Annotated in this window: 22 protein-coding genes; 10 read left to right on the forward strand and 12 right to left on the reverse strand. The window is 43.2% G+C overall.

Annotated elements, in window-relative coordinates:
* The first annotated feature begins 2 nt into the window (after nucleotides 1-2).
* Nucleotides 3-3,599: an AAA family ATPase gene (locus H4I94_RS11215; RefSeq protein ID WP_261183159.1), complete on the forward strand. Its 3,597-nt coding sequence runs from the start codon at nucleotides 3-5 to the stop codon at nucleotides 3,597-3,599.
* Nucleotides 3,600-3,670: 71 nt separating this feature from the next.
* Here H4I94_RS11215 and H4I94_RS11220 read toward each other — a convergent pair whose 3' ends face one another.
* Nucleotides 3,671-4,363: a YggS family pyridoxal phosphate-dependent enzyme gene (locus H4I94_RS11220; RefSeq protein WP_261183160.1), complete on the reverse strand. Its 693-nt coding sequence runs from the start codon at nucleotides 4,361-4,363 to the stop codon at nucleotides 3,671-3,673.
* Nucleotides 4,364-4,486: 123 nt separating this feature from the next.
* Between H4I94_RS11220 and H4I94_RS11225 the strand changes: the two genes are divergently transcribed.
* Together H4I94_RS11225 and H4I94_RS11230 are read left to right on the forward strand one after the other, a co-directional pair.
* The gene (locus H4I94_RS11225; protein ID WP_261183161.1) at nucleotides 4,487-5,524 is read left to right on the forward strand and encodes a type IV pilus twitching motility protein PilT; all 1,038 of its coding nucleotides are present in this window, start codon (nucleotides 4,487-4,489) and stop codon (nucleotides 5,522-5,524) included.
* A gap of 26 nt (nucleotides 5,525-5,550) precedes the next feature.
* Nucleotides 5,551-6,672 (forward strand): PilT/PilU family type 4a pilus ATPase, encoded by a 1,122-nt coding sequence (locus H4I94_RS11230; RefSeq protein WP_092819832.1) that lies wholly within the window; start codon nucleotides 5,551-5,553, stop codon nucleotides 6,670-6,672.
* Between the two features lie 72 nt (nucleotides 6,673-6,744).
* On the opposite strand, the gene fur is transcribed toward H4I94_RS11230, so the two are convergent.
* Nucleotides 6,745-7,182: a ferric iron uptake transcriptional regulator gene (fur, locus tag H4I94_RS11235; protein ID WP_092819833.1), complete on the reverse strand. Its 438-nt coding sequence runs from the start codon at nucleotides 7,180-7,182 to the stop codon at nucleotides 6,745-6,747.
* A gap of 112 nt (nucleotides 7,183-7,294) precedes the next feature.
* Here fur and H4I94_RS11240 point away from each other — a divergent pair, with 112 nt between their 5' ends.
* The gene (locus H4I94_RS11240) at nucleotides 7,295-7,693 is read left to right on the forward strand and encodes an outer membrane protein assembly factor BamE (protein WP_092819834.1); all 399 of its coding nucleotides are present in this window, start codon (nucleotides 7,295-7,297) and stop codon (nucleotides 7,691-7,693) included.
* 45 nt (nucleotides 7,694-7,738) lie between these two features.
* On the opposite strand, the gene H4I94_RS11245 is transcribed toward H4I94_RS11240, so the two are convergent.
* The 10 genes from H4I94_RS11245 to H4I94_RS11290 all read right to left on the reverse strand — a co-directional run bounded on the left by H4I94_RS11245 (nucleotide 7,739) and on the right by H4I94_RS11290 (nucleotide 18,168).
* Nucleotides 7,739-8,062 (reverse strand): RnfH family protein, encoded by a 324-nt coding sequence (locus H4I94_RS11245; protein ID WP_092819835.1) that lies wholly within the window; start codon nucleotides 8,060-8,062, stop codon nucleotides 7,739-7,741.
* Nucleotides 8,062-9,144 carry a hypothetical protein gene (locus H4I94_RS11250; protein WP_261183162.1) on the reverse strand — a complete coding sequence of 361 codons (1,083 nt, stop codon included), beginning with the start codon at nucleotides 9,142-9,144 and terminating at the stop codon, nucleotides 8,062-8,064. The genes H4I94_RS11245 and H4I94_RS11250 overlap by 1 nt, the downstream gene beginning before the upstream one ends.
* 138 nt (nucleotides 9,145-9,282) lie before the next feature.
* Nucleotides 9,283-9,738, reverse strand: coding sequence for a bacteriohemerythrin (locus tag H4I94_RS11255; protein ID WP_092819837.1), 456 nt, complete (start codon nucleotides 9,736-9,738; stop codon nucleotides 9,283-9,285).
* A gap of 426 nt (nucleotides 9,739-10,164) precedes the next feature.
* Nucleotides 10,165-11,013 (reverse strand): class II glutamine amidotransferase, encoded by an 849-nt coding sequence (locus H4I94_RS11260; protein WP_261183163.1) that lies wholly within the window; start codon nucleotides 11,011-11,013, stop codon nucleotides 10,165-10,167.
* Nucleotides 11,014-11,096: 83 nt separating this feature from the next.
* Nucleotides 11,097-11,891 carry a GNAT family N-acetyltransferase gene (locus H4I94_RS11265; RefSeq protein ID WP_261183164.1) on the reverse strand — a complete coding sequence of 265 codons (795 nt, stop codon included), beginning with the start codon at nucleotides 11,889-11,891 and terminating at the stop codon, nucleotides 11,097-11,099.
* A 166-nt stretch (nucleotides 11,892-12,057) separates the two neighbouring features.
* A complete protein-coding gene (gene argB, locus H4I94_RS11270; RefSeq protein WP_261183165.1) occupies nucleotides 12,058-12,966 on the reverse strand; it encodes an acetylglutamate kinase in 909 nt (302 codons plus the stop codon).
* A gap of 10 nt (nucleotides 12,967-12,976) precedes the next feature.
* On the reverse strand, nucleotides 12,977-14,401 hold the full coding sequence (locus tag H4I94_RS11275) for a phosphomannomutase/phosphoglucomutase (RefSeq protein WP_261183166.1): 1,425 nt from the start codon (nucleotides 14,399-14,401) through the stop codon (nucleotides 12,977-12,979).
* A 455-nt stretch (nucleotides 14,402-14,856) separates the two neighbouring features.
* The gene (gene dut, locus H4I94_RS11280) at nucleotides 14,857-15,309 is read right to left on the reverse strand and encodes a dUTP diphosphatase (protein ID WP_261183167.1); all 453 of its coding nucleotides are present in this window, start codon (nucleotides 15,307-15,309) and stop codon (nucleotides 14,857-14,859) included.
* Nucleotides 15,310-15,342: 33 nt separating this feature from the next.
* Nucleotides 15,343-17,382: a UvrD-helicase domain-containing protein gene (locus H4I94_RS11285; RefSeq protein WP_092819842.1), complete on the reverse strand. Its 2,040-nt coding sequence runs from the start codon at nucleotides 17,380-17,382 to the stop codon at nucleotides 15,343-15,345.
* A gap of 135 nt (nucleotides 17,383-17,517) precedes the next feature.
* Nucleotides 17,518-18,168 carry an OmpA family protein gene (locus H4I94_RS11290; RefSeq protein ID WP_092819843.1) on the reverse strand — a complete coding sequence of 217 codons (651 nt, stop codon included), beginning with the start codon at nucleotides 18,166-18,168 and terminating at the stop codon, nucleotides 17,518-17,520.
* A gap of 248 nt (nucleotides 18,169-18,416) precedes the next feature.
* Here H4I94_RS11290 and H4I94_RS11295 point away from each other — a divergent pair, with 248 nt between their 5' ends.
* From H4I94_RS11295 to H4I94_RS11320, 6 genes are all read left to right on the forward strand, one after another.
* Nucleotides 18,417-19,340 carry an acyltransferase gene (locus H4I94_RS11295; protein WP_261183168.1) on the forward strand — a complete coding sequence of 308 codons (924 nt, stop codon included), beginning with the start codon at nucleotides 18,417-18,419 and terminating at the stop codon, nucleotides 19,338-19,340.
* A gap of 18 nt (nucleotides 19,341-19,358) precedes the next feature.
* On the forward strand, nucleotides 19,359-20,411 hold the full coding sequence (locus tag H4I94_RS11300) for a preprotein translocase subunit SecA (RefSeq protein ID WP_261183169.1): 1,053 nt from the start codon (nucleotides 19,359-19,361) through the stop codon (nucleotides 20,409-20,411).
* 121 nt (nucleotides 20,412-20,532) lie between these two features.
* Complete coding sequence (gene minC, locus H4I94_RS11305) at nucleotides 20,533-21,264, forward strand: septum site-determining protein MinC (protein ID WP_261183170.1); 732 nt, start codon at nucleotides 20,533-20,535, stop codon at nucleotides 21,262-21,264.
* 66 nt (nucleotides 21,265-21,330) lie between these two features.
* Entirely contained in the window at nucleotides 21,331-22,143 is an 813-nt protein-coding gene (gene minD / locus H4I94_RS11310; protein WP_086196430.1) for a septum site-determining protein MinD, read from the forward strand.
* Between the two features lie 3 nt (nucleotides 22,144-22,146).
* Nucleotides 22,147-22,419 carry a cell division topological specificity factor MinE gene (gene minE / locus H4I94_RS11315; protein WP_086196431.1) on the forward strand — a complete coding sequence of 91 codons (273 nt, stop codon included), beginning with the start codon at nucleotides 22,147-22,149 and terminating at the stop codon, nucleotides 22,417-22,419.
* 183 nt (nucleotides 22,420-22,602) lie between these two features.
* Nucleotides 22,603-22,890: a PA4642 family protein gene (locus H4I94_RS11320; RefSeq protein WP_086196432.1), complete on the forward strand. Its 288-nt coding sequence runs from the start codon at nucleotides 22,603-22,605 to the stop codon at nucleotides 22,888-22,890.
* The last annotated feature ends 62 nt before the right edge of the window (nucleotides 22,891-22,952 follow it).

Consider the following 22,952-nt stretch of genomic DNA (forward strand, 5'->3'; position numbering starts at 1 on the left):
CCATGAAAATTTTATCCATTCGTATAAAAAATTTAGCTTCCCTTTCAGGTGAGCATTTTATTGATTTTGAAAGTGAACCTTTGGCCAGTGCGGGCCTGATTGCCATTGTCGGCAAAACCGGTGCCGGGAAATCCACCATTTTGGATGCCATGTGTCTGGCACTGTTCAACAAGATTCCACGTTTAAAAGACAGCGACGGAAAATTGCAGGATGTGGATGGTTCAGAGTTACTGACCAACTCGCCTTTGACGGTTTTGCGCCGGGGCACCGCGCATGGCTTTGCCGAAGTCTGCTTTGTCGCGCAGGACCAGAAACGCTATCTTGCGCGCTGGGAGTTGAAACGTTCACGTGAAAAAGTCGATGGCAAACTGCAAAGTGTACAGCGGTATTTAAAATGCCTGACCGATGGCGTGGTGATTGCCGATAAAGCCAAAGCCGTCGATGCGCATATTCACCAAATCTGCCAGCTCAGTTTTGAGCAATTTACCCGTGCGGTGTTATTGGCTCAATCGGAAGTGACGGCGTTTTTAAAAGCCCGCGATAATGAACGCGGTGAGCTGCTGGAATATCTGACCAATTCCAGTATTTTTGGCAAAATTGGCCAGCTGGCCTATGAAAAAACCAAACAGATTGCCAACCAGCGTAAAGAAATAGAGAACATTCTCGGACACATTGAAATTTTATCCGAGGAAGAAATTACTGAATTAACCCATCAATTTCAGCAGGCGAATCAGGCATATCAACAGCTGGAACATGAAAAAGCACAACTGGAAAAACAGCAGCAATGGTTTGAGCGCAAGCAAAAACTGGACAGTGAAATTATTCACAAGCAGCAGGCTTATGAGGAGCAAAAACAGCTTCAGCAAAATCTGGCGCCTGAACAGGACCGTTTAAACCGTCTGCAAATATTTTCCAGCATTCGCCCGGTTGTTTTTCAGCAGCAGCAGTTATTCAAAGCCCAGCAGCAACTGGAACCGCAAATTCAGTCTACTCAAAACAGTTTTGATGGATTAAGCTATCAGTTTGAAGCCGAAAAAGTCAAATATATTCAAGCTGAAACAGATTTGAACAGTTTGCAGCAATTTGAACAGCAACATCATGACGCCCTGCTACAGGTGCGTCAATGCGTGCAGGAACGGGATTTTATTGGCGAAGAATACAAAAAGATTAAAGCCCGTTCGCTCCAGCTGGAACATCAGCAAAAACCCTTACTGGACCAACAGCAAAAGATTGAATTGCAGATTCAGCAGCTTGTGCAGCAACAAAGCCAGCTTCACCAGCAACTGCAACAGAGCCAGCAATTTTCCAGTTTGGATAAAGGCTTAAATGCGCATATCCAGCAATTAAGCCAGTTTATTGTGCAATATCAAAATATTGAAAATAGTCTGGGGCAGATCAGTACAGCTGAAACCAGACTTGCCGAAAACAAGGCTGAATTAGATCGGTTGATTGCCCAATTTGGTCCGGCTGAACAGATTGAAATCCGGCTGGAACAACAGCGCCAGTCACGTGAACAGAAACTGGTACAACTCAATCAGTTCGGCTTTATACAGCAGAAACTGAAAGATTATTTTGAGCTGCAAACCGGGTCCCATCAATTGAATGCTAAGCTGGCTCAACTCAACAGCCAGGCTCGGCAAGCTGAAAAAATCGCTCAACAGGCAGAGCAAACTTTTCAAACGGCCAAAGCTGAACGGATTCAGTTGCAGCAGATTTTACAGCAACAACAACTGCTGCATGCTGAAAATATTGAACATTTACGCATGCAGCTTAAAGCCGGAGAAGCCTGCCTGGTGTGTGGTAGCACCTCCCATCCTTACCGTCAGGATGAAACTCTGGTCTCCAAAGCTCTGTTTGAACTGCAACAGCAGCAGGAACAGCAAGCCTTGGGCAAGGAACAGGACTGCTTTAATGAATGGCAGTCAACGCAGCAAAATCTCGCCACCCTGCAAGCAGAGTTGACCCAGACCACTCACACCCACCAGCAAATGCTGGAAAAATTGTCAGGCTTCAAGAATGAACTGGCTCAACAACTGCATCAGGTAAATATACAGCTGGACCTGGAACAATCTCACGATCAAATGAACGCCGAGATGACGCAGTACCTTGAGCAGCTTAGACAGGACATTTCGGCTATTGAGCATCAGCTGGAAAACTTAAGCCAAAATTCCAAAGCCCAGCAGCAACTGATTCAGGCCATCAGCAGTACTGAACATCAAATTACTTCTGCAAAACATTTGCAGCAGCAAGTTCAGCATATCCAGGACTGTCTTACTGCAACCGAACAGCAGGCCTGGCAGCAGCACAGTATCCCATTTGCCGAGCAGACCTTAACACGCTTAAATGTGCGTGCCTTGCAGTTAGAGCAGTTAGATGCATTCACCAAACAGCTGGATCAGCAAAAGCAGCAGCTCAGCATATCCAACACCCATCAGCAAAATCTCGATCAGCAACTGCTGGATACACAGCAGGCATTACAAGAGATTGCCTTAAAGGGACAACACAATACCGATACAGCCAATCAGCTCATTCATGGCATGACCGGATTAACCGGGCTCAAGCCGAATGAATGGCTGGCAGAACACGATACTAAGCGTCAGCAGCTGCAGCAGAATTATCATCAATTAAAACAAAGCTTTGAGAAGTTACGCCTTGACTATGAAAAGCAAAAAAGCGAACTGGAACAGCTTAAGGCTCAGCATCAGCAAAACCTGAAAGCCTCCGGTCAATGCCAGACTGAAATTGAACACTGGTTAACACAACATGCAGATTTTAGTCATGATGACCTGGCAGACTTGATTCAGATCAATGCCGAGCAAGAGCAGCAGATGCGTAGCAAACTGCACAATGCCGAACGCCTGCTCAATGAAGCCGCCTCTGCCCTGAAGACCATGCAGGAACAGTATGCAGAACATCTTTTGCAGATGCCGGACATGCAGTTTGAACAGCTCGCGCAATTGATCAGCGTAAATCTGGAAGCCTTAAAGGCCCAGCTGGAAACCCGTGACCAGTTAAAACTGAGACTTGAACTGCATCAGCGTAATCTCATCAAGCAACAGCAATATGCCAATCAGATCCAGAGAATCCAGCAGGAAGAGCACCGTTGGGGCAAAATTTCCGGGCTGATGGGCGATGCCAGCGGCAAGAAATTCCGCGATTATGCCCAGCAATACAATCTGGATATTTTAATTGAACATGCCAACCAGCAACTGGCGATGCTGTCCCAACGCTATACCTTAAAACGTCTGGATCACTCCTTGAGTCTGGCAATTATTGACCATGACATGGATGGCGAAACACGTTCCGTCGCCTCACTTTCAGGCGGAGAATCCTTCCTGACTGCCCTTGCCTTATCTCTGGCGATTGCCAACATGGCTTCAGGTTCGATGAAAATTGAATCCCTGTTTATTGATGAAGGTTTTGGCACGCTAGATGCCTCATCTTTATACATGGTGATGAATGCCCTGGATCAATTGCAAAATCAGGGCCGTAAAGTGGTGTTGATCTCGCACATTCAGGAAATGCACGAACGCATTCCGGTACAGATTCAGGTCAAGCCTCTGGGAGCAGGTGCAAGCACGATTGAAGTCATTGGCTAATGACTTCAATTAAATCCACTTCTTTTTCAATGGATGAGGAGACTGCTCTGCAAGGGAGAATTGATTTAAAGTTACGCCTGTTTAGAATAATCTCGTGCCCCAAATAACGCCGTTCCAACACGAACCATGGTCGAGCCTGCGGCGATCGCCTCATTCATATCTCCCGACATGCCCATACTCAAAGTATCCCAGTCTTCAGGATGAGCATGTTCAGTTTTTACACTTTCAAACAAGGCTTTGGCATCGCTAAATGCCTGCGGATTATTCGGTGCGGGAATCACCATCAGACCACGCAATTTTAAATGCGGTAGCTGGCTAATGCGTTTAACCAGCTCAGCCACTTCATTCGGCTGACAGCCATCTTTGGTGTCCTGCGCATCAATATTGACCTGCAAACAGATATTCAGTGGTGCCTGATTCGCCTCACGCTGATTCGACAAGCGCTCTGCAATAATCAGACGGTCTACCCCATGTACCCAGGCAAACTTTTCTGCCAGATGCTTGGTCTTGTTGCGCTGCACATGACCAATAAAATGCCATTCAATATCCAGATCACCCAAAGACTCCATTTTATCCAAGGCTTCCTGTAAATAATTTTCCCCAAATGCACATTGTCCGGTCTGGTACATTTCGCGCAAAGACTCACTTGGATGGGTCTTTGAAACAGCCAGCAACTGTACGCTTTCCACATTGCGCCGGGCATGTTTACAGGCATCTTCTATTTGCTGTATAACTTGATTTCGTGACTGTTGAAGACTATTCATTGACGAGGTTCTCATTTCATTCATCTTTTTTTGCCTTCCCTTGCAACTAACTGTTGGTTAAGCTTTGGGAAAGCCTTATTATTCTATCAAAATAAATAACATTTAAATGAACTCGGGGAAATTATGGATATCACTGAACTTTTAGCGTTTTCAGCTAAAAACGGGGCATCAGATTTACACTTATCTGCGGGGATGCCGCCACTGATCCGTGTCGATGGTGAAGTCCGTCGTATTAACTTGCCGGCTTTGGAACATAAAGAAGTACACAAACTTGTGTATGACATTATGAACGACAAACAGCGTCGTGATTTTGAAGAAAAGCTAGAAACCGACTTTTCATTTGAAGTTCCAGGGGTAGCCCGTTTCCGTGTGAACGCATTTAACCAGAACCGCGGTGCAGGTGCCGTGTTCCGTACCATTCCTTCAAAAGTACTAACTATTGAAGATCTGGGCATGGGTCAAATCTTTAAAGATATCTGTAATTACCCGCGCGGTATCGTCTTGGTGACTGGACCTACAGGTTCGGGTAAATCCACCACCCTGGCGGCCATGATCGACTATATTAACGATCAGCGTTATGACCATATCCTGACTGTAGAAGACCCGATCGAATTTGTACACGAATCCAAAAAATGCCTGGTCAACCAGCGTGAAGTGCATCGTGATACCCATGGCTTTAACGAAGCACTTCGTTCAGCACTGCGTGAAGACCCGGATATTATCCTGGTCGGTGAGATGCGTGACCTTGAGACCATCCGTTTGGCCCTGACTGCCGCTGAAACCGGTCACCTGGTGTTCGGTACACTGCATACCACCTCTGCGGCAAAAACCATTGACCGTGTGATTGACGTATTCCCGGCCGAAGAAAAAGACATGGTACGTGCCATGTTGTCTGAATCCTTACAAGCCGTGATCTCGCAAACCCTGCTCAAGAAAAATGGCGGTGGTCGTGTCGCTGCACACGAAATCATGATTGGTATTCCAGCCATCCGTAACCTGATCCGTGAAAACAAAGTAGCGCAAATGTATTCTGCCATTCAAACCGGTGCCAACTACGGCATGACCACGCTTGATCAAAGTTTAAAAAACCTGGTTGCAAAAGGTGTGATCAGTGCGCAAACGGCCCGCACAATGGCGAAACAGCCAGAAGCATTCTTATAATTTGAAAACGGATTGAGGTTCTTATTATGGATTTTAATGACTTGCTCAATTTGATGATTCAACAGAAGGCATCGGACTTGTTTATTACGGCCGACGTTGAACCATCCATGAAAATTAATGGTCAGATTGTGCCCGTCGCAAAAACCAAACTGACTGGTGAAGTGGTGGGACAGCTTTTAAACTCGATTATGAGTGATAAGCAGCGTAAAGAATTTGCCGAAACACGCGAATGTAACTTCGCCATCAACAACCGCGACAAAACTGCCCGTTTCCGTGTCAGCGCATTTCAACAGCGCGATCAGCCGGGTATGGTGCTGCGTCGTATTGAAACTGTAATTCCGACCATGGATGACCTCAAGTTACCGTCGATTTTAAAAGAACTGGCAATGACCAAACGTGGCATCATCATTTTCGTCGGTGCAACCGGTACCGGTAAATCCACCTCTTTGGCATCCATTATTGGTTACCGCAACCAGAACTCCAAAGGTCATATCATTACCATTGAAGACCCGATTGAATTTATTCATGAACATGCGGGCTGTATCATCACCCAGCGTGAAGTCGGGATTGATACCGACACCTTTGAAGTGGCACTGAAAAATACCCTGCGTCAGGCACCCGATGTGATTCTGATTGGTGAGATTCGTTCCCGCGAAACCATGGACTATGCCATTGCCTTTGCCGAAACCGGCCACCTGGTTTTTGCCACCCTGCACGCCAACAACGCCAACCAGGCCATTGACCGTATTATTCACTTCTTTGAAGCGGACCGACACAATCAGCTGTTTATGGATTTATCGCTCAATTTAAGAGCCATTGTAGCGCAGCAATTGATTCCAACCATAGATGGCAACTCACGTCGTGCTGCGATTGAAATCCTGATCAACTCGCCTTTAATTTCAGACCTGATCCGTAAAGGGGATGTACATGAAATTAAAGACCTGATGAAACGTTCACGTGAACTGGGCATGCAAACCTTTGACCAGGCCCTGTTTGACCTCTACAAAGCCAAACAAATTAGCTATAAAGATGCACTTAAGCATGCCGACTCACCAAACGATCTGCGCTTGCAAATCAAGTTGTCGGAAGAAGGTGGCGATCGTTTAATGCGTGCCAGTTCGAATATTACTTTCGATGGTCAGGCTTAAAAGCCCAATTAAAATGCAAAAAAAACAGGCTTTAAATAAAGCCTGTTTTTTTTAACTGATTCCAAGTCAGTATTATTTTTTACGTAATGCTTCCTGGCATTCCGCCGCATCACAATAACCATAAAGGTTCAAAGAGTGACCGGTTAAAGTAAAGCCAAACTTTTCAGCCACTTCATGTTGCTCATGTTCAATTACGTCATTGGTGAATTCGACCACTTTATTGCAATTCTGGCAGACAATATGATCGTGATGATCTTCTTGCATAATTTCGAAAACTGAATGATTATTTTCAAAATGATGACGCTGGATAATGCCTGCCGCTTCAAACTGCGTTAACACGCGATACACAGTTGCTAAACCGACATCTTCACCTTGTTCCAGTAGAGTCTTATAAATATCTTCTGCGCTTAAATGATGTTGTCTTGAATTTTCTAATAATTCCAATATTTTTATTCGTGGAAGCGTAACTTTAAGTCCAGCTTTGCGTAAATCTTGATTTGAAATAGGCATGTAAAAGGGTCTCTCAACAAATTTAAAGTTGGAATATGCAACAAAGTTAAGATGCAGTATGATCTATCCTTGGATCAAATGCATCATAATTAATTTGGGATAGTGTAGCAAAATGCAAAAAATCATGTTGACGTTATTCGTCACTTCACTGCTCGCAGGCTGTTCGACCTTGGGCGTTTATAAAGTTGATATTCCTCAAGGAACACCATTAACTCAAGCACAAGCGTCAAAAATTCAAGTCGGTATGAGTCACCAACAAGTCCGCTTTTTGCTGGGTAGCCCTACAATAACAGATCCAATGAATCCTTTACGTTGGGACTACATTTACAACTATATACCAGGAACTTATGCGAAAAAAGCCAAGATTCCGGCAGCCCATGGTCAACATTTAAAAATTTACTTCGATCAAACCGGTACGGTGCAAAAGATTGAAGGTCTAGAAACCATTCCAGAATCTCAACCTGGCTTGCCCGGCTCAAAAGAAGCGATTTTAACTGCGCCACCACTATAGACACTTTAAAATAAAAATAAACCCCTCGTTGAGGGGTTTTTCTTATCACTTCAATTGTTTAAAGCGATTTCCACGACAATATCGCCCAACCGGGTTGGCTGCTGCACGTTTGCGTCGAATATCCTTCGGATTGATGATGAGCGGTCGATAAATCTCGACACGGTCACCGACTTGCAAGATGTGATGCAGATCTTTCAGGCGCACGCCAAAAATTCCCAGAGCGAGCGGTTCTGCCAAGTCAACCTGTGCCCGAATACCACTTTGTTCAATCGCCTCTAAAGCGGTCATGCCTTGCCGAAAAGGCAGCGCAATATGAAACTGTTGCTCCAGTGCCGCATAGGCGACCCAAACCTGTTGTAGCTCACTCATCAGAACAATTGCCCAATAATTGCAATCATCGCCAGGATAATCGAAACAGGTAACACCACACGTACGGCAATACGCCATAGGTTATAAAACAACTCATTGCTGAAATTCATCGCCTTACGCAGATGGCTAATCTTCATGATCCATCCGGCAAAAATGGCATAGATGAGACAGATCACTAAGCCCCAAAGCATCAATAGTGTATTAAAAATCGGGCTCATTGCAGGAATTGCCCAAACAAATACGGCAGCTAGAATAAGCAACCATTGAATCACGATATTCAACTGACGCTGCAACAGCTGTTCACGCGCCATTTGTAATAACAATGCCGCAGCACTCACGACAGCAACCACCAAAGCCAGGCTTGGGATTTGTGCATTAGCAGCAAAGAAAGCAAAAGCAATTACCGCAACTAACTGCGCGATCCAGATCGGCAATACGGTTTTGCTTGCCATATCTTGCTGTTGAACCGCAGGCAAACTAGTTTGCCAGTACAAGCCCATACCTAAACCACTTGCCACCAGTGCCAGGACGGTTACACTACCCCACTCGCTAAATTCAAGCGGTGTTACATGCCAAGACGGTAAAGGCGTTCCCATCACATTGGCCAGAATGAAAGCAGCAAAAACCCCAATCACCGTTAAAAGCAGAATAATTTTTCGCGGTGCAAATGAAACTAAAATGGCAACAACAGCCAGGGCTATAAATAAAAGATGCGGTGCAATTGCATTAGCGGCAAAATGTCCCAGCAGCTGGCTCGCATTCGATAGCATGCCGCCTGCCAGAAAAGGAATGAAGACTACGGCCAGCCAGCCCACAATACGCCATTTTTGTGAGGCATCCGCATCCCGGGTTAAGCTGGACAAAGCATTTAAAGCTGTTGTTTTAGAACGCTTTGCCAATGCAATTTCCAAATAGCAAATCGGCAAAGCCAAAATAAGCATGGTAGCTAACCATAACAGCCAAAAATCAAGCTGACGATCAAGCTGAATCCCTACAATCGGTGCTAAAGTGGCAATGATGATAAAAGATAAACAAAATGCCATCAGCGGTGATAGCCATCGTGACATCGCATTGTCCTGCATGATGCGTTCCTAAAAAAAGTCTTTCGCTATTTTGCCTTTCTCATAAGTGAAAATCAAAAAGAAAAAGCAAACCATTATGCCTAATGATTTGCTGCGCAAAATGATTATCTTTTTAATTGTTGTTATCTCGTTTCTCTTTTATGAGAAAAAACGAGCAAACCAGTTTTTACCTGTTTTCTTTTCTTTTTCTTTAATAATACCCATCATGTTTTCTTTTACCGCACCGACATAGTCGGCATCATCGTGCTGAATATGATTGATCAGCCATTTTGAAAGCACTTCATGCAATTCACCTTCAATCGCTTGTCCCATTTCAAAGCGGCTACGATACGATTCAATCTTTTTAATAAATAAATCATGCACACGTTTATGCGGTACGCGGTATTTATAACCCGCCTCTTCCTGCAAAGACTCTTCAAAAGTAAAATGCGACTGAGTGTAATCAATGATATTATCAAGAATCTGTTTAATACGCGCACGGTCGGTATTTTCAACGATATCATCAATTTCATTAATATAATCAAGAATTCGTTTATGCTGATCGTCAATCACATCGATGCCAGTATTATATTCTGGAACCCATTTCATTTTCATTACGACCACCTATTAGATATAACCGATTAATCACATAAATTCATAATATATTGATTTTCAACAAATAAAAATGCACCAAAATAGTCGGCTTTTAGGTTTTTTTATAAAACAGATATAAATCATTGATATATATTCAATTATATTTAAAGACCCACTAAAAAGATAAAGTATTTTTTAACCAATATAATCAAAAAAAACAGCCATTAATTTTAATATAAAGTATTGTCTCTCTATTTCTTATATTTTCAAACATTTAATGAATATAAATTAATGATAAAAAACGTGCTTTATTGCTACTATTTAAGCTAAATCCTATAAACCACTCACTTAAAACATAAAAAATGCAATTAAAAACTTCTAGCTGTATAAAAAACAGCAGATATGGATCAATATCTGCTGTTTTTTATACGTGGGGAATGAATATTACTAATATTGATCGGCCTTGGTGATTCGTTTTAATGCCGGATTCAAGCGTTCACGTTCCAGGCGTTCAACATAAGTCTGCTGTTTGCGAACCGGTCGGCCATCCTGAAATAAAATCATCTCTCCTGGCACAAATGCGGTCCAGGTTTCATTTTGGGTTAAAGGTTCTGTGGTAATGACGGCGACACGATCTTCTGGTGTCGTCACCTGACTGAAATCAACTTCGACATCGAGATCAATCAATTGTGCCGGTTTAAAAGGATATTCACGTACCAGCCAGTGCAATTTGGTAATCGCATAAGTAAATAATGCCTGACCGTTCGACAGGCAGAAATTAAAGGTGCCATGTTCGGCTATTTTTGGAGAAACCTCTGCCAATAAATCGAACACCTGATCGAGTTTGGGTTCATGATAACCAAACTTAAGCACCAGTTGGTCTAACAAATAACAGAACGCACGCTCACTGTCGGTATTGCCGACCGGAGTAAAACGACCCGATAAAGTTGGATTAAAGTCGTGTAAATCGCCATTATGGGCAAAAATCCATTGCCGCCCCCAAAGCTCACGGCTAAAGGGATGCGAATTTTCCAGATTGATTTTACCCTGAGTGGCTTTACGGATATGTGCAATCACGTTGCGTGATTTAATGGGATAATTACGAATGAGTTCAGCAATCGGTGATTCAACTGCGGATTGATTATCGACGAAAAGCCGGCAGGCTTTATCTTCAAAAAAAGCAATGCCAAAACCATCACAATGGTCTGATGTAATGCCAGCACGTTGAGAAAAACCACGAAACGAGAAAGTTACATCCGTGGGCGTAGCACAATTCATTCCGAGTAACTGGCACATAAGTCTTCATCATCTGTTTAATCCACCACCATGCTATTTTGCATTACTCCTTTGCCCATTACAAACAGCAAAATCAAGGTTTCTTATGCATTTTCAAGACTTAGTTCTGATTTTTTCTGCAGAATAAAGTTTTTAGTCAGCTGATTTACTTCCAGATAGACAAAATAATCCAGACAATTAAAAGCTTCATCATAAAAAGCCTGAGTGGACAATTGCGCCTGCATGTTCAGATAAACATCAAAAAGTTTTGGAATGCGTTCATCCTGCTGGAAACTATACTGCGGGTATGGCGGCTCAAATACCTGCTGAGACTGAATATTGCAGATAGATTGCTGCGGCAATGCCTTGATATGCTGATGAGTATAATACGCCCGTGACTCATTGCCTTGCATGCGAATGCTGACACAACCAATTAAATACTTGGCCCGCATCTCCTCCACGATTTTAGGTAGCAGATTTGTCCATAGTACCGAAAGAGCCTTTCCAGAGCGGTAACGCGAGTGCACACAAGTTCGCCCGATTTCGACAATATTATCCAAGTGGCTGAACGCTTGAACAATTTTAAATTCCTGCTGACTATAGCTCTGTTTTAATTCATGGCCTTGAAACAGTTTTAAGCGCGTATAAGCAACAATTTCATTGCTCCATTTATCCCGCAATACTGCATGTTCACAGCCAAAATCATACAAGTCCTGATCCAGGCCAGATTCAAACTGAATACCAAACTGCTGCGAGAACTGCTCCGCCCGGAAACGCTGAACCTCCCGCAAGTTTCTTAAATCTTCAATCCATTCAAACTTATAGGCTGAGCTTGTAGCTGAGGGTTTTTGAAAGGGAAATGTAAAATTCTGACTGTACTGATTTAACGAATCCAACATCACATGCAACCTTGGTGTTTTTTTATACAGTAGGCATGACTGATGACATTTTCATGACGTGAAATTGATTTCCAGCAATAAAAAAAGCCCCATTCAAATGAGGCTTTTCTATTGGGCATATGAAAACGCTGATTGATTCTGAAGTCAGAATTTCAATAAGGCATTTTTATGCTTTTTTGGGATGACTGCGGTTGGTAATTAAAGTACCTACCCCGTGATCGGTAAAAATTTCCAGTAAAGTGGCATGTGGAACACGGCCATCCACAATATGCGCGCTGACCACGCCGCCTTTGACGGCATCCAGTGCACAGCCCACTTTCGGAATCATGCCGCCATAAATCACGCCAGTTTCAATTAAACGGTCGACTTCCTGAGTGGTCAAGCCTGTCAGCAGATTTTTATTTTCGTCGAGTACACCGGTGATATTGGTCAGAAGAATCAGCTTCTCTGCGCCTAAAGCTTCAGCCACTTTACCCGCCACCAAATCAGCATTGATGTTATAGGTATTGCCTTCTTCATCTACACCCAACGGTGCGATGACTGGAATAAAATCACCCTGGGTAAACATTTCCAGAACGTCAGTTTTCACCCCAACCACTTCACCCACCAGGCCAAGGTCAATCTGCTTGACCATGCCATCTTCAGCAGTTTTTTCCATCAATAACTTCTGGGCACGTAACAGGTTGCCATCTTTACCGGTCAGACCAATGGCACGACCGCCATGTTGGTTGATCAGATTGACGATGGATTTATTCACGCTACCGCCCAGGACCATTTCCACCACTTCCATGGTTGCAGGGTCAGTGACGCGCATGCCATCAATACGGTCAGATTCGCGGCCTAACTGTTTCAAGAACGAATCGACTTGTGGACCGCCACCATGCACCACGATTGGATTCAAACCGACCGTTTTCAACAATACAATGTCACGCGCGAACGAGCTTTCCAGCTCCGGATCGGTCATTGCGTTGCCACCATATTTCACTACTAGCGTCTTACCTGCAAAACGTTGAATGTACGGCAAAGCTTCTGTCAAAATTTGTGCTTTGTCGATGCCAGTATGCTGATGTGGCATTCGCCTCTCCTTATTGAGCATCTAAAATGTCTTGTGCGATTTGAGGATATCGGTCACTTAACATGGAAACAAATGTATGTCGAATATCGTTTAATCTTACAGGATTATCCGCATCAAAACGCACTGTAAAATATTCGCCGGTATTCGATGCTCGAATAATGCCAAATCCATCTTCAAAATCAAGTCGTACCCCATCAATTTTACTTAACTGGGCACCAAAATCCTGACTTTTCATTTCCACGTCATGCAATACCGCCTTCGGCTCCATATTATGCGTACTGATATAGGTATCTTCAGTGCAACAACGTTCCGGATATGCCTTTAAGGCCTGGGACAGGGTTAAATCAGCCTGCTGGTCAAGATATTCAAGTACCCTTAATGCCGCATACAAGCCATCATCATAGCCAAAACCGCGCCCGTCATTAAACACATAATGACCTGCATATTCTCCGCCAAACACGGCTTTGCCCTGGGACTGCGATATATAGGTCCGTAAAAAAGAACTTCCGGTACGGATCATTTTGGCCTGACCACCCAGATGACGCACGGTATTCCCCACCATGGTCGAACATTTGACATCAAAAACCACTTCATGACCGGGATGCGTTTTCAGGCACATTTCTGAAAATAGCGACAACAATCGGTCTGCGGAGATTGTGGTGCCATGTTCATCAATCAACACGACTCTATCGCCATCGCCATCCAGCGCAATACCGATATCGGCCTGCTGTTCAAGCACGGCCTGCTTTATCTCTGCCAGATTTTTCTCTTGTGACGGATCGGGGTCGTGATCAGGAAAATGGCCATTAGCCTCACAGCGAATGAGCGTCAGTTCACAGCCCATTTTTTTGAGCACCAAACCCGCACAGCGTCCGGCTGAACCATTCAGACCCTCCAGTACCACCTTAAAAGGACGCTTTAGCTGGATATCTTTTAATAGCGCATGTTGATATTCAAGGCAGTATTTCACCACAACTTCATGTTGAGTCGGTTCAATCAGTATTTTTTCTTCTGGAGTAAAAACCGAACGAGCTGCGACAGCCACTTGTTGAATCTGCTCTGGACAAGGCGGTTCACCCTGAATAATCCATTTCACGCCATTATCTGTGTTAGGATTATGGCTGGCTGTGAGCATAATGCCATTACCGTCAAACTGACGAGCAATAAAATATAAAAGTGGTGTCGAACAACAACCAATAATTGTGGCATGTAGCCCTTTTTCTGCACACACTTGTCTGATGATTTCTGCATATTGGGGACTGGTCAAGCGCGCATCATACCCAATAGCCAGTTGGGTCTGTCCTGACTTCTGATATTGCATCACCAATCCATAGGCAATGGCTTTGACAAGCTCAGGAGTCAAAAGTGATATTTTTCCACGAATATCATAAGCACGAAAAATTTGTGCTGGGAATTTTTTATTTTCAAAATTCATGATGACATTTTCTACTTTAGAATAACCCATAAAATAAAAATTTTATGGCATGCTGGATTAGCTCAGTATTCACAACCAGGGCATCATCTTATTAAATGAGAAGATTAACATTCTAAAAGCATTTCATATTTTTAAGCAATGGTAAAAAATTTTTACAAATTTACTTAATGGATCCGCTATTTGGTTGATAGATATATAATTTATGCTGTTTAAAAACAAAAGTATTCAAATAAATTTAATTAAAAAACAATTATCTACAAAAACAATAAAAACATTATTCCGAGTATACACCTATATTCAAATTAGACTTATAATCTTGAAATCAGATGATTGCTGATTCTTTGTTTTATAACGAATATTTTATTCATCCTATCCAGATTTAAGAATAAAACCTGACACAGACAAATCCCACCGTTGTATTCATCAGGTTTTATTTACTTATACTAAATCAAGGTTTAGCCTTTACCCGTATGGCCAAAACCGCCAGCACCGCGTTCTGTTGCTTCAAATTCATTGACAATATCAAACTGCGCCTGAACAACAGGAACAAGTACATACTGTGCTAAACGTTCACCCGGTTGCAAAGTAAATGCTGCTTGGCTACGGTTCCAGACTGATACCATCAACTCACCTTGATAATCTGAATCGATTAACCCCACAAGATTGCCTAAAACAATCCCATGTTTATGGCCCAAACCTGAACGCGGTAAAATTAAACCGGCAAAATTCGTATCTTCAATATAAATAGCCAAACCGGTTTTCACCAATACAGTTTGACCTGGTTCAATGACAGTCGCTTCATTAACACAGGCACGCAAGTCCAAACCTGCTGAACCTGAAGTCGCATAAGTCGGCATAGGCCACTCGTTGCCTAAACGTGTATCGAGTACTTTCACTTGAACTTTCATTGTTTTTCCTAATTGTATGGTTTAAATGGTGAATTAACGCTTGATCAGCGCACGTAAATTTTCCAGATAATGCTGTGCCTGCAATTTGGGGTCAATATTGCCGGCCAGTTTTTTCTTGCGACCCAGCCATTCCAGCTCATCTTGCGGCAATTCATCCAGGAAACGGCTTGGTGTCATCTGTTTCATCTGGCCACCCGCTTTACGCTGCTCGGCCAGCGTAATGGTCAAGCCTTGACGGGCACGGGTAATGCCCACGTACATCAAACGGCGTTCTTCTTCCACGGTTTCGGCTGCAATCGAGTTTTTATGCGGCAGAATTTCCTCTTCCAGACCAATCAGATACACATAAGGAAACTCAAGACCTTTGGACGCATGTAAAGTCAACAAATTGACTTTATCGGTATCTTCTTCTTCCTGCTGCTGCTCGAGCATATCCAGCAGCACCATTTTACGAATCACACTTTCAATATTCTTGTCATCAACATCTTCGGCACGGTTAATCAGACTTTGAATACTGCTATACAGCACTTCAATATTATCCAGCTTGGTTTTTTCCTGTGCTGGGGTTGCTGCATTTTCTTTAATGTAATCAATATATCCCGCTTCCTGCATCATCTGGCGAATAATGGGTACAGGCTCGTCGTCATCCAGCAGATTTCGGGTAAAATTGCCAATAAAATCGGCAAATTCAGCCAGTTGTGTAGTGGCTTTTTTCGGAATTGCCATCGTTAAACGCTGATCGCCTGCTGCTGCCAACAGCGATAAGTGATTTTCTTGCGCAAACAGACCCAATTTTTCCAAAGTCACCGGACCAATAGCACGTTTCGGCGTGTTAATAATCCGTAAAAATGCGCTGTCATCTTCAGGGTTAATAATCAGACGCAAATAACTCATGATGTCTTTAATTTCTGCGCGCGCAAAGAAAGACTGGCCGCCAGAAAGCTTGTAGGGAATCTGCATTTGCCGCAGCTGGGTTTCTAAAATGCGAGCCTGAAAATTGCCCCGATACAAAATTGCGTAATCTTTCCAGTTTTTCCCATTCATCAGTTTATGGGTGATCAGATCCTTGACCACACGTTCGGATTCATCATCATCATTACGGCAGGTAATTACGCGAATCACTTCACCGTGACCTTTATCCGACCAGAGTTTTTTATCAAAGATATGCGGATTATTGCCAATCACCGTATTTGCAGCCTTCAGGATACGGCTGGTTGAACGGTAATTTTGTTCTAATTTAATGACTTTTAGATTCGGAAAATCTTCTTTCAACAAAGCCATATTTTCAGGCTTTGCTCCGCGCCATGCATAAATGGACTGGTCATCATCACCTACCGCCGTGAACTGTCCCATCACCCCGACCAGCAGCTTCACCAGAATATACTGTGCCGTATTGGTATCCTGATATTCGTCGACCAAGAGATAACGCACCCGGTTCTGCCATTTGTCCCGAACTTCGGCATTTTCCTGCAACAAACGGGTCGGCATCACGATCAGGTCATCAAAATCCACCGCATTATAGGCACGCAAGTTACGCTCATACAGTTGATATAAATGCGCAAACTGTACATCTTCGGCGGTTTCACAGGTGGTGTGAGCTTGTTCCGGTGGAATCAGGTCATTCTTCCAGTCCGAAATCATCTTCATGGCTTTGGCAATCAGCTCTTTACTTTCTGCACCGGACAAATTATCACGGTGCATTAAATCCATCAGGATGCGCTTACAATCATCGGCATCCAGAATAGAAAAATTATTTTTTAATGGCGTATGTTTGAGTTCCAATCGCAGCAAATTCAGACCAAAGGTATGAAATGTCGAAACGGACAAACCTTTGGCTTCCTCACGAGACAATAATTTACCGACACGCTCCTTCATTTCACGTGCTGCCTTATTGGTAAAGGTCATAGCAGTAATACGATGCGCCGGAATACCGCAATTCTTAACCAGATGCGCGACTTTTCGCGTAATTACCGAGGTTTTACCTGAACCAGCCCCTGCAAGTACTAACAAGGGTCCTTGAGTATATTTCATGGCTTCAAGTTGCTTGTCATTGAGTTGACTTGCCGACGACATAGTATTTCCTCGTATTGATTGGAGCTCGATTATAGTCATCTGCGCCAAACTTGCATAACCTAAAATACAAATTTGACATTCATAAAAAAACCACCCGAAGGTGGTCTTTTCAATTCAGCATGGATTCATGAAGAATTATTGAACCGCGTAAATGCTGATTTCTACACGGCGGTTTTGTTCACGGCCTTCAGCAGTCGCATTTGATGCGATCGGGTTCGCTGAACCTTGACCTTGTGCATTAATACGCGTACGTGCCACGCCCTGACCGGCAAGATAGTTCGCTACAGATTGAGCACGCGCTTGAGACAATGGAATGTTAATCGAGTCATTACCAGTGCTGTCTGTATAACCTGTTACAAGAATACCGCTCTTGTTGTCTTCAGTCAGTGTTTGCGCAACCTTGTTCAAAGTCGCGTAGAAGTTAGGTTTGATATTTGACTTGTTGGTATCAAAAGTAATGTTACCCGGCATAATCAAGCCAACCGAACCATCCGGATTACGTGTAACGTCTACACCAGTACCCGCCATTTGTTGACGTAATTTTTTCTCTTTATTGTCAAGGTAAACACCCGCTGCACCACCTACTACTGCACCAATTGCAGCTGCACGGTTATTTTGCGCGCTTGTATTTGCATTACCTTTAGAAATACCATAACCAGCAGCTGCACCAACCAATGCGCCAATTGCTGTTTTATCGTATTCCATACCGCCTGTACTACCGGCAGTTTGACAGCCAGATAGAACTAATGCCCCTGCTACCGCAGCTGAAATTGCTAGTGCACGCATCGCATGCCTCCTTCTTGTGTTTTATCGTATGGTGGAATAATGAATTAAAAAAAATGGGCATACCATTGATTTTTTGTAAATAATACATGCATTAGTTACATTTTGTAATATTTATTGCGGATCTTAAGAATAACTTCCGCACAATTTCTTCATACTTGTATGAATAGACTTTTTTATTTTAAATTCTACAATTATATTCAATACTGAATAAAAACCTTCGATGATTTTCTTTTAAGGCCGTTTTTTATATGTCATCTCAAAATACCAAGCAACCGATATTAAAAAAAATATCTCGCGGGCTTACTGTCGGTTCGGTCATTACCGGAAGCACTTTTTTTCATGGACCACCCGTACTCGCATTGGGACTAACCAAATTCATTAAAAAATCACGTAAAGTAGATGAAACCAACATTAAAATTACCAACAGCTGGCTCAGTGTCAACAATTGGCTAATCGAGCATATATTGCCCAACTTAAAGTGGGATATCACGATTGAAGAAGGTTTAGAGCTCAGTATGCAAGGCCGTTACCTGATGACCTGTAACCATCAAAGCTGGGTGGATACTACAGTAAATCAGTACTTTGGTTTAACCCGCATGCCGCTGACCCGTTTCTTTACCAAGTGGGAGCTGATCTTTATTCCTTTTGTCGGGCAAGCCTTTAAAATATTAGGTTTCCCAATGATGAAGCGTCATAGCAAGGAACAGATTGCCAAAAATCCGGAACTGAAAACCCGTGACATGGAAGAATCGCGTAAAGCCTGTGAACAGTTATTAAGTCAGCCGTTTACCTTATTGAACTATCTGGAAGGTACGCGTTTTACGCCAGAGAAACATGCGCAGCAGCAATCCCCTTACAAACACTTGCTTAAACCTAAAGCCGGCGGGTTGGCCCTGGCGCTGAATATTTTAGGCGACAAGATTGACGCGCTGGTCGATATGACCATTGTTTATCCGGATGGCGCACCGGGTTATGGTGATTTCTGGCTAGGCGAAGTCAATCGCATTGTGGTGAATTTGCGTAAAATTGAAATTCCAGGCTGGGTATTAGGCGGTAATTATGAAGATGATGCTGAATATCGTGAACGTTTTCAGCAATGGGTTCATGCGCTATGGACTGAAAAAGACCAGCTGATTGAACGCATGCAGCAAGAGTTGGCGGCAAAAGCTTAAACACACGCAAGGAAAAAAATGAAGCAAGACGACCAGATCACATCCCCAACCTTTTCTTTTGTCAAAAAAGGCACCTGGGGATGGAAAGTGGCACTGGGCTATGACATTTTTATGATGGTTCTGATCATCATCAACCTGTTCTGTCTCAGTGCCAATGCCATCCTGATGAGTGATTTTGGCGGCTGGCTGTTTGACTTCATTCATCTTCCTGAACTGCTGCAGTTTTACCGTAACTCATTGCGTCCCTGGGTTATCATTACCGAAAGCTGGTTTACCAGTTTTCTGGTGATTGAACTGCTGGTTCGCTGGGCCATTGCGATTATTGCGCAGCATCATAAACGCTGGTTTTTCTTTCCTTTTATACACTGGTATGAAATTCTATCGATTATTCCGCAACTGCGTTTTTTACGTTTATTACGTGCCGGGGCCATCGCCTACAATCTGTACCAGCATGGTTATAAAGTTATTCCGGACGCCTGGTATCGGCGGGCCAAATTTTATTACCACATGTTGCTTGAAGAACTCACCAGCCGTATTGTACTTACGGTTTTAAATGGCATAAAACGTGAACTTTCCACCAGTACCACACATAAAAAACTGATTGAAGATCTGGTTGCCCATCACCGTGACATGTTTGCCACTGCCCTGGCGAATATTTTGCAAGAATCTTTGGGCAAAGAGCTGCAAGCGCAAAAAATCATGATTGCTGAAAATGTCGGCGACATTGTCAATCGCGCCATTGAAGACACTCCTGAACTCACCCAGTTATTGCGCCTGATTCCGATTGTGGGAGGGCGCATAGAGCAACAGATCCAGAGCATCGGACAACGCTTGGGAGAAAACATCACACTGGGGCTGATTGAACCTTTTGCCTATAGTCATAAAAATGAAAAAAATCTGGCATATTTAGAAATTTCGAATAAAATCAGCCAAATACAATTTGAAAATAATACTCATGTGGAAAAACTGGTGGAATCGGCTGTTTTTGAGAGTTTAGAAGCCATTCGCAAGCAAGTAAAAGTAAAACAATGGCAACAAATATTAGAGCAACATGATCAAGTTAAAGAATGATCATGAGATTAAAAATATTGAAAACGCAGCTAGAGAAAAGCTGCAATTTGTTCTAGCATTTGCTCTATTTACAACATCACTTCGACATAAAATTAATGAGTCAGAAGTTTAAGGAATAATTATGGCTGATATACGGATAAAAGGCAGAATGGTCAATGCGGTTCGCATTAGCTTAGATACCAATGATCACGATGCAATCCGCCAGCAACTCGCGCCATTGCTCCAAAAAGCATGTACACCGGGTACATTAGTTGTGATTGAAAGTTCAGTTGAACAAGAACTTATTGCTTTAATTCAATTGCTGATCAGTCTAGATGTGCAACCTATGGCTGTGACTGAAGGTGTACTGGCGGATCAGGCTCGCGCCATTCAGTTTCCGGTCATTCCTGCAGACCGTCCAATGCAGCAGATAAAACCGACCAAAGAACAGGTGATTGAAAGCAAGCCTGCTACAGAAGACACAGCGCCTGCAACAACGGCTGTAATAGAAGAGACTCCTGCGGCACCTGTAATTCGCCATGTGACTTCTTATCACGATGAAATTTTGCGTACCGGTCAATGCCTGGTCCAGGATCATGGCGATATTATTCTCAATGCCGGGATCAATAGCGGCTCTGAAGTCATTGCTTCAGGAAATATACATATTTATGGTAGCGCACGTGGTAGAGTCATCGCCGGCGCAGGCGGGAACAGTGCAGCACGTATTTTCTGCCATTCCCTGGAAGCAGAACTGGTATCGATTGCAGGGACATATTGTGTGGCGGATGACATTCCACCACATGTCCTGAAAAAATCTGTCCATATTTACTTGAATGATCATCAAGAACTTGTATTTGAAGTTCTCGAGTTTTAATGTATAAATAAACACCAAAAGCCCCATATTTAAAAAGGGGTTTGAACCATAACAGGAGTGGATTCGGTGGCGAAAATTGTTGTCGTAACATCAGGCAAAGGTGGTGTAGGTAAAACTACTACAAGTGCATCTTTTGCAACAGGTTTAGCCCTTCGTGGTCACAAAACTGTTGTGATCGACTTTGACGTGGGTTTACGTAACCTGGATTTAATCATGGGTTGTGAACGTCGCGTTGTTTATGATTTTGTGAATGTATTGAATAACGAAGCGCGTCTTCAACAAGCGCTTATTCGTGACAAAGATATTGAAAATTTATACATTTTGCCTGCATCACAAACCCGTGACAAAGATGCCTTGACCGATGAAGGTGTTGCACGTGTTATGGATGAACTTTCTCAAGAATTTGATTACATTATTTGTGATTCACCTGCGGGGATCGAACGCGGTGCCATCATGGCCATGTACCATGCAGATGAAGCGATCATTGTGACCAACCCGGAAATTTCTTCGGTACGTGACTCTGACCGCATTATTGGTATGCTTGACAGCAAAACCAAAAAAGTAGAACAAAACGAAGGTCGTATCCGTAAGCATCTTTGTATTACACGTTTCAACCCTGAACGTGCAGATAAACAAGAAATGTTAACCATTGACGATATTTCTAAAGATATCTTACGTGTCCCTACACTGGGGGTTATTCCTGAATGTAAGAGCGTACTGCAAGCATCTAACGAAGGTAAACCGGTTATTCTGTTTACTGAAGAAGCTGCGGGTCAGGCTTATGATGACCTTGTAGCACGCTTCCTGGGTGAAGAACGTCCTTACCGTCACATTGAAGTCAAACCTAAAGGTTGGTTGGCAAGACTATTTGGAGCGTAAGAAATGGCAGGATTCTGGAGTAAACTGTTTAGTAGTGAGGATAAACCATCAAGCGCACAGACGGCTAAAGATCGTTTAAAAGTTATTGTTGCCTCTGAACAAGGTTTAGGCAAACGCTTAAGCCAGGAAAAGATTGACCTCATGAAAAAAGAAATCATGCAGGTGGTCAACCGTTATGTCCGCGGCGTAGATGAACAGCACATTCAAATGTCGGTTCGTTCTGAAGCCAATATTGAAATGTTAGAAATGAATATCAATTTGCCTGAAGAGCGATAATCTGAATTTTGATTAGTCAAGCAAATTGAATCAAGGCAAAATATGAGGCTTGCTGAACTGGTATTTTATCCCATTCAGCTCACTTGAAGCATAGCTTCAAGTCTTGCGACTAGGCAAAGCACTGCTTTGCTGGTCTAGCCTCATATTTTGCCTTTTTTTAATCAGTATACCAAGGAGATTGCGATGGCATTATCTCAGCCAGCAACGTTCAATGAAGAATGGTCAGATGAGCGTGTATTTGCCTACTTAACTCAGCTACCTCCTGCAGGCGTGAATGCTGATTTTCATGTGCTTTATCACGCATTCAAGCATATGCGTCCAAATGATTATGAGCGTTTACTGACTCAATTCGTTGCCGATGGCCGTGATGTCAATGCCACCAATCCTGAAGGTCAACGCATTCATGATGTGATTGCACAGTACCCGCGCCAAAGCGAAGGCTTCCTGGAAGTGCTTGCCAAGTTTGCTTAAGTAATCCATAAAATACCTGGCAGTTTGCATAGAACAGCCAGGTATTTTTTATCAAAATCATT

The organism is Acinetobacter sp. T_3_1 (genome assembly GCF_025377055.1).
GTDB lineage: Bacteria > Pseudomonadota > Gammaproteobacteria > Pseudomonadales > Moraxellaceae > Acinetobacter > Acinetobacter kookii.

Bases quoted from the DNA above. Each gene is read 5' to 3' on its own strand.
- H4I94_RS11215 (WP_261183159.1), top strand. From the start codon at position 3: ATGAAAATTTTATCCATTCGTATAAAAAATTTAGCTTCCCTTTCAGGT.
- H4I94_RS11220 (WP_261183160.1), bottom strand. From the start codon at position 4,363: ATGAATAGTCTTCAACAGTCACGAAATCAAGTTATACAGCAAATAGAA.
- H4I94_RS11225 (WP_261183161.1), top strand. From the start codon at position 4,487: ATGGATATCACTGAACTTTTAGCGTTTTCAGCTAAAAACGGGGCATCA.
- H4I94_RS11230 (WP_092819832.1), top strand. From the start codon at position 5,551: ATGGATTTTAATGACTTGCTCAATTTGATGATTCAACAGAAGGCATCG.
- fur (WP_092819833.1), bottom strand. From the start codon at position 7,182: ATGCCTATTTCAAATCAAGATTTACGCAAAGCTGGACTTAAAGTTACG.
- H4I94_RS11240 (WP_092819834.1), top strand. From the start codon at position 7,295: ATGCAAAAAATCATGTTGACGTTATTCGTCACTTCACTGCTCGCAGGC.
- H4I94_RS11245 (WP_092819835.1), bottom strand. From the start codon at position 8,062: ATGAGTGAGCTACAACAGGTTTGGGTCGCCTATGCGGCACTGGAGCAA.
- H4I94_RS11250 (WP_261183162.1), bottom strand. From the start codon at position 9,144: ATGCAGGACAATGCGATGTCACGATGGCTATCACCGCTGATGGCATTT.
- H4I94_RS11255 (WP_092819837.1), bottom strand. From the start codon at position 9,738: ATGAAAATGAAATGGGTTCCAGAATATAATACTGGCATCGATGTGATT.
- H4I94_RS11260 (WP_261183163.1), bottom strand. From the start codon at position 11,013: ATGTGCCAGTTACTCGGAATGAATTGTGCTACGCCCACGGATGTAACT.
- H4I94_RS11265 (WP_261183164.1), bottom strand. From the start codon at position 11,891: ATGTTGGATTCGTTAAATCAGTACAGTCAGAATTTTACATTTCCCTTT.
- argB (WP_261183165.1), bottom strand. From the start codon at position 12,966: ATGCCACATCAGCATACTGGCATCGACAAAGCACAAATTTTGACAGAA.
- H4I94_RS11275 (WP_261183166.1), bottom strand. From the start codon at position 14,401: ATGAATTTTGAAAATAAAAAATTCCCAGCACAAATTTTTCGTGCTTAT.
- dut (WP_261183167.1), bottom strand. From the start codon at position 15,309: ATGAAAGTTCAAGTGAAAGTACTCGATACACGTTTAGGCAACGAGTGG.
- H4I94_RS11285 (WP_092819842.1), bottom strand. From the start codon at position 17,382: ATGTCGTCGGCAAGTCAACTCAATGACAAGCAACTTGAAGCCATGAAA.
- H4I94_RS11290 (WP_092819843.1), bottom strand. From the start codon at position 18,168: ATGCGTGCACTAGCAATTTCAGCTGCGGTAGCAGGGGCATTAGTTCTA.
- H4I94_RS11295 (WP_261183168.1), top strand. From the start codon at position 18,417: ATGTCATCTCAAAATACCAAGCAACCGATATTAAAAAAAATATCTCGC.
- H4I94_RS11300 (WP_261183169.1), top strand. From the start codon at position 19,359: ATGAAGCAAGACGACCAGATCACATCCCCAACCTTTTCTTTTGTCAAA.
- minC (WP_261183170.1), top strand. From the start codon at position 20,533: ATGGCTGATATACGGATAAAAGGCAGAATGGTCAATGCGGTTCGCATT.
- minE (WP_086196431.1), top strand. From the start codon at position 22,147: ATGGCAGGATTCTGGAGTAAACTGTTTAGTAGTGAGGATAAACCATCA.
- H4I94_RS11320 (WP_086196432.1), top strand. From the start codon at position 22,603: ATGGCATTATCTCAGCCAGCAACGTTCAATGAAGAATGGTCAGATGAG.